At 42.3% G+C, this 7,691-nt stretch carries 6 protein-coding genes; 2 read left to right on the top strand and 4 right to left on the bottom strand.

The genetic code is table 11. The features are described from left to right. Nucleotides 1-117 precede the first annotated feature (117 nt). A complete protein-coding gene (locus tag ACM5QX_RS26920) occupies nt 118-1,377 on the top strand; it encodes an FAD-dependent hydroxylase (RefSeq protein WP_414756307.1) in 1,260 nt (419 codons plus the stop codon). 59 nt (nt 1,378-1,436) lie between these two features. Here ACM5QX_RS26920 and ACM5QX_RS26915 read toward each other — a convergent pair whose 3' ends face one another. From ACM5QX_RS26915 to ACM5QX_RS26905, 3 genes are all read right to left on the bottom strand, one after another. Beyond that, complete coding sequence (locus tag ACM5QX_RS26915; protein WP_011318068.1) at nt 1,437-1,739, bottom strand: PadR family transcriptional regulator; 303 nt, start codon at nt 1,737-1,739, stop codon at nt 1,437-1,439. 30 nt (nt 1,740-1,769) lie between these two features. Further along, nucleotides 1,770-2,153 (bottom strand): hypothetical protein, encoded by a 384-nt coding sequence (locus ACM5QX_RS26910; protein ID WP_414756306.1) that lies wholly within the window; start codon nt 2,151-2,153, stop codon nt 1,770-1,772. 348 nt (nt 2,154-2,501) lie between these two features. Continuing rightward, the gene (locus ACM5QX_RS26905) at nt 2,502-5,393 is read right to left on the bottom strand and encodes a GAF domain-containing protein (protein WP_414756305.1); all 2,892 of its coding nucleotides are present in this window, start codon (nt 5,391-5,393) and stop codon (nt 2,502-2,504) included. Nucleotides 5,394-5,547: 154 nt separating this feature from the next. Here ACM5QX_RS26905 and ACM5QX_RS26900 point away from each other — a divergent pair, with 154 nt between their 5' ends. Then, nucleotides 5,548-6,678: a quinone-dependent dihydroorotate dehydrogenase gene (locus ACM5QX_RS26900; protein ID WP_414756304.1), complete on the top strand. Its 1,131-nt coding sequence runs from the start codon at nt 5,548-5,550 to the stop codon at nt 6,676-6,678. A 235-nt stretch (nt 6,679-6,913) separates the two neighbouring features. Here the strand turns inward: ACM5QX_RS26900 and ACM5QX_RS26895 are convergent, their stop codons facing one another. Then, the gene (locus ACM5QX_RS26895) at nt 6,914-7,657 is read right to left on the bottom strand and encodes a hypothetical protein (RefSeq protein WP_414756303.1); all 744 of its coding nucleotides are present in this window, start codon (nt 7,655-7,657) and stop codon (nt 6,914-6,916) included. Between the last annotated feature and the right edge of the window lie 34 nt (nt 7,658-7,691).

Here is a 7,691-nt window from a genome sequence, read left to right as displayed (position 1 = left end):
CTTTGTCTGCTTTCTTCCTGATTATACTCTCCCCGTAGTAACAAAAGAGGGATAACTTGCTCAAACAGGGGCGATCGCGTAAGAATAATAGTTAGAATGCCTTAATCTCTCTTAACAATGGCGCTAACGCAGATTACTCAAACTATTTCTCCTCAACCGACACCGCCAGAACTGCGAAGATACCACTATGATTTGGTCATCGTCGGCGGCGGAATTGTTGGGTTAACCCTAGCTTCGGCATTAAAAGATTCTGGCTTGAATATACTGTTGATTGAGGCTAAAGTCTCATCCGCAGCAGTAGCCAAAGGTCAAGCCTATGCAGTTCATCTGCTATCAGCGCTAATTTACCAAGGAATTGGTATTTGGGATAAAATTCTGCCTCAGATTGCCAAGTACCGCCAAGTCCGCCTTTCTGATGCTGATTATCCTGGTGTGGTGGAGTTTGAAACCACAGATTTAGGGACACCAGAATTAGGTTATGTAGCGGAACATCAAGCGTTACTGGAACCTCTACAGGAGTTTGTGCAGAATTGCCCAAATGTGACTTATCTTTGTCCGGCTGAGGTGGTGAGTACCAATTATCAGCAAAATGAAGTAGTCATCACCGTCAAAATTGCCGATCAATTAAACACAATCCGTAGCAAATTACTGGTAGCCGCAGACGGATCGCGATCGCCTATTCGTCAAGCGGCGGGTATTAAAACTCACGGCTGGAAGTACTGGCAATCCTGCATTGTTGCCTTTGTCAAGCCAGAGAAACCCCACAACGATACAGCTTACGAAAGATTTTGGCCTAGTGGCCCTTTTGCGATTTTACCTCTACCAGGGAACCGTTGCCGCATCGTTTGGACAGCTCCCCACAATGAGGCAAAAGCCCTGTGTGCCTTAAATGATGAAGAATTTTTACAAGAACTTAGCCAACGCTTTGGGCAGCAGATGGGTAAATTGGAATTGTTAGGCGATCGCTTCGTTTTTCAAGTACAACTCATGCAAAGCGATCGTTATGTCCTTCCCCGTTTAGCTTTAGTTGGCGATGCAGCACACAATTGTCATCCTGTTGGTGGACAAGGATTAAACTTGGGTATTCGAGATGTCGCCGCTTTAGCCCAAGTCATCCAAAAAGCACATCAAGCTGGTGAAGATATTGGCAACATTCGGGTATTGAAACGTTACGAAAGCTGGCGACAAAAGGAGAACCTAGCTATTTTAGGGTTCACTGATATGTTAGACCGGATGTTTTCTAACCAATTCCCTCCCTTGGTGTTTGTTCGTCGTTTGGGTTTATGGTTTTTGCAAAGCGTACCCGCGCTAAAAACATTTATGCTCAAGTTAATGATTGGGTTGAAGGGGAAAACTCCAGAATTAGCCAAACGTTGAAAGTTTTGTGGGAGTAGTTTGGTGTGTGCCAACGTCAGTGACGGCAACTCAGGATGATTTTAATCCTCCAACAATTCCCCAAATAATTCCCGTACCTTTTCTTTGGCATTCTCTAGAGTGATTTTACCTAAGTCCGTGGCTTGGTAGAGTCTACGACTTTGCCGCCCGGCTTTCTCCTCAACAGAATATAAATATCCCTTACGTTCCATATCGTGTAGCATCGGGTATAGTGTGCCAGCGCTGAGTTTATAACCGTGGCGCGCCAGTTCTTCAATAATACCTAGCCCAAAAACTGGCTCCTGAACTGCATGATGCAGAATATGAAGCCTAATTAAACTTGAATAAAACTCTCGTCCATCCATTAAGCCAGACTTTTGCAACCCCTAAAAACTTTATTTTCCTCCATATGAGGTGTTTTTGAAAAAACTACAAATAAACTCACCTGGATCTTTGCGTTGAAATGTCACTAAAGTTCCATCTTGTTGCAATTTAAACTTGTGCCGACAATTATAGACTTCTAGTGGTCTTTTTTCTCCGTCAATAGTAATACTTGCCTTGTATTCCCAATAATTTTTAGCACTACGATTAATGTTAACAATACAAATATGCTGACCATGATAGTTACGGCATACGGCAGCTACAGCAGGTAATGCCACAGCATTTGAGACAATTAATAGCAGTATTAATGCAATATATTTGTATAGCTTAACTTGAATATCCTTAAACATTAGTAGGGGTATAGGGGTAGGCTGTTGACTTTGATGAGATTTACCCATTTTTTATTCATACAGTTTTGGTGTCATCATTGGTGAAACAAATTAAATGAGTAACGAGTAGATACCCATTATTATCACTTGTTACTTAAAAAGCGCCAAAAATAACTTTTCTCACTGCGAATTTTACTCAGTCAGGAAAGGATTGTGCATGAATTTTTAAGGGAACACCAAACAATAAATTATTCCAAATTAACACTTAGTAGGGTGCGTCAGTATGAATAATTTCCTGTTACAGTTAGGTTTTATTGCACTGACTCACCCTACATTTGGGAGATTTTTGATCTGGAAGTCCCTAACACCTGAAAAGGTACAAAGTCAACAGCCTACCCTAATATCCCTAATGAAAAATTACGAACTAATTTCAGCCAATGGCAGCACTAAGCGGCTAACGACTCGATTATCAGGTGATTGATAGATATCCAATTCCCCGCCTAGTTGCTGTATCAGTTGTTGGCAAATTAACAAATTTAAATTGGGCGATTGAGCAAAATTGCAGAAAGCCAGAATATCGTTGTGAGTTTTCTGTTGTATCTCTGTGAGTAATTCTGCGGGAATTTTGCCGTTATCTGTAATTGATACTTCTAAAAATTGCTTATCTATATGACGACACCAAATATCTATTCTGCTGCTGTTAGGAGAACGATGACAGGCGGCGAGCAATAATTCGTAAAGGACTAGTTCAAATTTTACAATATCGCCAGCGATCGCCATTGTTGATAGGTTCGCTGGGGTAGAAACGCCTTTGAGTAATGCACCACTGTTGGTTACTTCCTTCTCTGTCTGGGTTTGTGCTAAACCGTGGACACCAATCCACAACTTTTGTTCTTGAACTAATTTATCTATGCGTTCGAGCGATCGCTTGAGTAAACTGGCTATGGGCATAGTTTCCCAGTTTATATGTAACTGCCATTGTTCCAGTTTGACCATTGTGGTGATGGAAGTAAATGTATGGTCTAACTGTTTCAGTAAAACTTGATATCGTGTATGTGCCATATCATTTGTAGGAACGCCCAGATCATACATTTGTTTTAGTAAGTTTGTAGTCGTGCGCTGGACGCTTTCCAAACGACGATGTTTGTACCAATTGAGTTGGCGTAACTCTTGGGTTGTAGACTCTAGACGTTGACTAATTTGTTGTTGACGACGCAACCAAGCAAGCTGATCAATTAAAATTTTGCCAGCATCAAGACGATGTTGTGGCCAGTGGCGTTCTCGATGGTCTGCCAACAATACAACTCCCGTAGGTTGGTGATCAACTCCAGTTCGTAAAGCCATTAATAAAACTTGTCCAATCCCCTCACCATGTAACCATTGGCGTGTTTCTGGAGGTAAATGATCTACACTGACATTTAAGTAACTATTTTCCACCAGCGCCCATTGAATTACAGCTTCATATTGAATGGAAAGTTTGGCTGATACCTCAACTTCAAATCGATTATCGGGAATTACACCAGGGATAATTTCTGCTGTAGACTCGCCATGTGACCAAGACAATAACAGTGCCAAAGGGCAGTTAAACACAGATGCAATTTGCCTGAGTGCTGCACATTCCAAATGATTTTTTTCAGTTTCGCTGTCTTCGCTCTCAGTTCCGTCTAAAATCCGTAGACAATTTTGGATACTTTGGAGGACTTGTTGCTGTTGTTCGTTATTCTTTTGTAGTCGCCACTGTTTGACAACTACCCCTATTTGTTGACTGACAACCCACAGCAGTTCCCTCTCTAGGTTCGTCCAACTGCGATGGCTGGTGTGGGTGACAACTAATAATACTTCTGCTTTCGGATCTTGAGTGCAATTGCACATTAACAGCGATCGCGCGCCATGCTCTAATAAAAGAGGCCGCCAGTTAAAAAATCGTAAATCTGCTTCTACATTTTCTACTGCCACTGTAGCATTTGCCGATTTCAACATCTGTCTGTCAGTCTGCGACAATAAACCGAAGCTACAGCTTAGAGGACGGCGATGGTGGGGCTGATTTTGATAAATAACTTGATAATTATTCTGGTCAGGGTCGTAATGTAAGAGTAAAAAACGAGTAGCATTAAAGCGATGTAACACTTTAGCAGCACAAACCCGTAAAGTTTCCTTCCAGTCTTGGTGAGTGTAGATACTTTGAGCCACTTCACTAGTTAACTGGGAATCGTCTTGAATTTGTTTAACAATATTTTCTATTTTGTCGTTAGGTGCTACCAGCGATAGAAACCCCGCCGCGCCTTGAACAAAATTTTTATCAGCTTCCGTCCAGATGCGTGGTTCATAACCTTCTACCGCCAGAAATCCCAACAGGTCTTTCTGCCAAATAATCGGGGCTGCTAAGAGCGATCGCACCCGCAGACGTTGCAACAGTTTAGCTGTAAACTGGCCTTCTAAGGAACTGCGAGCATCACCAATCCAAATAATTTTATTAACCGATAAAGCATAATATAAATCACTTAAGTCTTGCACAGTCATCCCTGCGGCTGACTGTTCACGGTTAGTTTCCCGACCAATATTGACTAATTGATCGCCCATCCGACACCAAAAATAGCGTCCTTGCCTTTCAAACCAGTAAATATTGGTACGACTAGGGGAAACGAAACTATGGGTAGCTTCTACTACCGCCTTTAGCCTTTCCTCTAAATTATTCAGATTACGGATATTTTCTAGTAGTTGTAATAATGGCTCATCAGGACGCTTGATTTGCTTTTGTTGCAAATTTATTTCCTGTTGATAGAGACTGGCTGCTAGTTCACCTAAAACCATCATCAGACGAGCTTTAGCATCTTCTGGTAGCAAATAACCCCAACGTTCTGAACCGAGTAACAGCAATCCCATGCAGCTGTTTTTATGACGCATGGGTAGCATGATTGTCCCTTGGATATTAAATTTTGTACCAACTTCTCGCCATTCTCCAGCCCGTTTTTCGTTGCGGATATCTGCAACCCCTAAGGGAGACTGTTGAATTACTACCTGTTCTAATAAATCCCCCGGTTGTAGAACCAACCGTCTACGTAAAAAGTTAATGTCACTACCAGGAGCGATACCTCCTTTACCAAATAAAGTGTGTTTCAGGCGATCGTAACTAGCAATCCAAATCAGCTTGTAGTTAAACTCACGGTGAATGTAATTAATAGTAGTTTCAATCAGAACATCAACATCATCTTCCTCCCTGAGGATTTGCAGAACACGTCCTAAGGCAAGAATTGGTTGTTCGGCGGCTATCGATTTATGTGGCTGCCCCATCTGATTTTTGATCAACATAACTTGTAATATATAAGATGCCCAAATTACCCACACTAATATCTTTACGGGTATTGATTGATATTTCGGGATGAAAGGGATTGGGGATAAGGGGTAATGGGGACTGGGGACTGGGGATTGGGAAAAGAAAATTATTGGTTACTGGCTCTTCACTATGGATATATATAAATTTGCAGTTCGTCCACTTTTATTTGATTTGGTGAAGGCTGATCCGGAGTGGTTGCATCAGCAAACAATGAGGAGTTTGAGTTGGCTGTCACACACAAGCGATCGCACAAGTACTAAGTGGGTGCAAAATATCTTACAAAAGTCACTGTGTATAGAAGATTCTCGGCTGGAGCAGAATTTGTTTGGCTTAAAGTTTCCCAATCCTGTGGGTTTGGCTGCTGGTTTTGATAAGGATGGTGTAGCAGCTAGAATTTGGTCTAGTTTGGGTTTTGGCTTTGCGGAACTGGGAACAGTCACATTTGTCCCACAACCCGGTAATCCTCCCCCGCGTCTGTTTCGCTTACCCTTGGATCAAGCTGCTCTTAACCGCATGGGCTTTAATAATCATGGTGCGGCGGTGATGGCTACACGCTTGGCTGATGAAAAAGGACTGTTTTCCATCCCTATAGGTATTAATTTAGGTAAATCTAAGGTGACACCCTTAGAAGCAGCCGCCGAAGATTATTTAAATAGTTTTCGCTTACTCAAGGAGTTGGGTGACTATTTTGTAGTGAATGTGTCTTCTCCCAATACTCCGGGTTTGCGATCGCTCCAAGATGCCTCGATGCTCAGTTCTATTTTGGATGTCTTACAGAAGGAAAATAAATCACATAAACCAATATTTGTCAAGATAGCGCCGGATTTAGAATGGGAAGCGATCGCTGACATTATTGGATTAGCTGAAACCTACCAATTAGCAGGGATTATCGCTACTAACACCACAATTCGCCGTGATGGACTGAAAACTCAAGTGATTGAGCAAACAGGCAAAGCACCCCAAGAAGAAGCTGGCGGAATTAGCGGTGCGCCAGTGCGCGATCGCTCCACGGAAATCATTCGTTTTATTTGGCAGCAAACCCAGGGAGAAATCCCCATCATTGGAGTTGGGGGCATATTTACCCCTGAAGATGCTTGGGCAAAAATTACTGCTGGAGCCAGCCTGATTCAAGTTTATACAGGCTGGATTTACCAAGGGCCGATGATGGTGAGCCAGATTTTAACTGGGTTGCTGGCAAAGTTAGAAGAACATGAATTAAATTCCATCAGCGAAGCTATAGGCTTAGAATTTAAAAATTAACAAGTCAATAGTCAATAGTCCACAGTCAATAGTTTTAGGACTTACGCACCCAGATTTTCTGTTGAGGCTGGGTGTAAGGGTGTAAGGGTGTGAGGGTGTAAGGGTTTCAAACATTTATACCCCTACACCCCTATACCCCTATACCCTTCTCCAAACCCTTGATATTTCGTTTTCATACGTAAGTCCTAAGTTTGTTAACGATGACTGAGCAATGACCAATAAAAACACTGTTGCCTTAATTTTCTTCTAATGGGAAAAATTCCTTAGTTCTTTCGGAAAAAGTCCAGGCAATTCCATCAGGATCGCGGCTGCGCGTCCATTCTGGAAAATCTGGATCATTGCGTCGTTTGTAAACAGTGCTGGAATATACATTGAGACGCTTCGCCAGTTCTGATTGAATCAGGGAACCGAAAATTAGCTGTCTTTCCAGATTTGGTTTAACTTCGTGATGAGTCACTGGTGGTAATTCAGCTTCAGGTTCAGTTTCAGGTTCAGGCTCTGCTAAAACTGGTTCTGGTGGGGGTGGTGGCGCTAGGAGCGATCGCGCTTCTGTCGTCACTGGTTGAGAAGCGAGTTGTTTCACTGGCTCACTACTGTCGAGGATGTTACCTAAAATGCTGGCTGTGATGAAATAGTAAACTTCACCGCCTTCTCCAGCTGGTAGTAAACTTGCCCCAAATTCTGAAGCTTTACCTTCTAAATAACGTTTTGCCGACGGGCCAGGAAAATTGCCACGAATTGCTAAATCCATAGGCGTAATTTTGCCTTGGTTTTCCCGAACTAACTGATTGAAAATTGGGTTCACTCGCTGACACCACTGTTGCCATTGATATTCTTGGAAAATTTTGAAACCAATGGCTAGAACGATCAGTGCCAGCAAAAATCTCCAGGTAGAAACCAGGAAAATAACCAAAAACGATATTGGCAAAAGTAGAACGAGAAACGCTTTCCCGCCACTTTCTAATGTTTTTTCACTCATGCCGATTTTTGCCAAGCGAATTTTTTTGGGAAAT

Origin of the sequence: Anabaena sp. CCY 9910 (assembly GCF_963920875.1) — a bacterium.
Classification (GTDB): Bacteria; Cyanobacteriota; Cyanobacteriia; order Cyanobacteriales; family Nostocaceae; genus Trichormus; species Trichormus variabilis.
The sequence above is the reverse complement of the archived record's forward strand: the minus strand, read 5'-3'. Positions and strand labels throughout refer to the sequence as shown.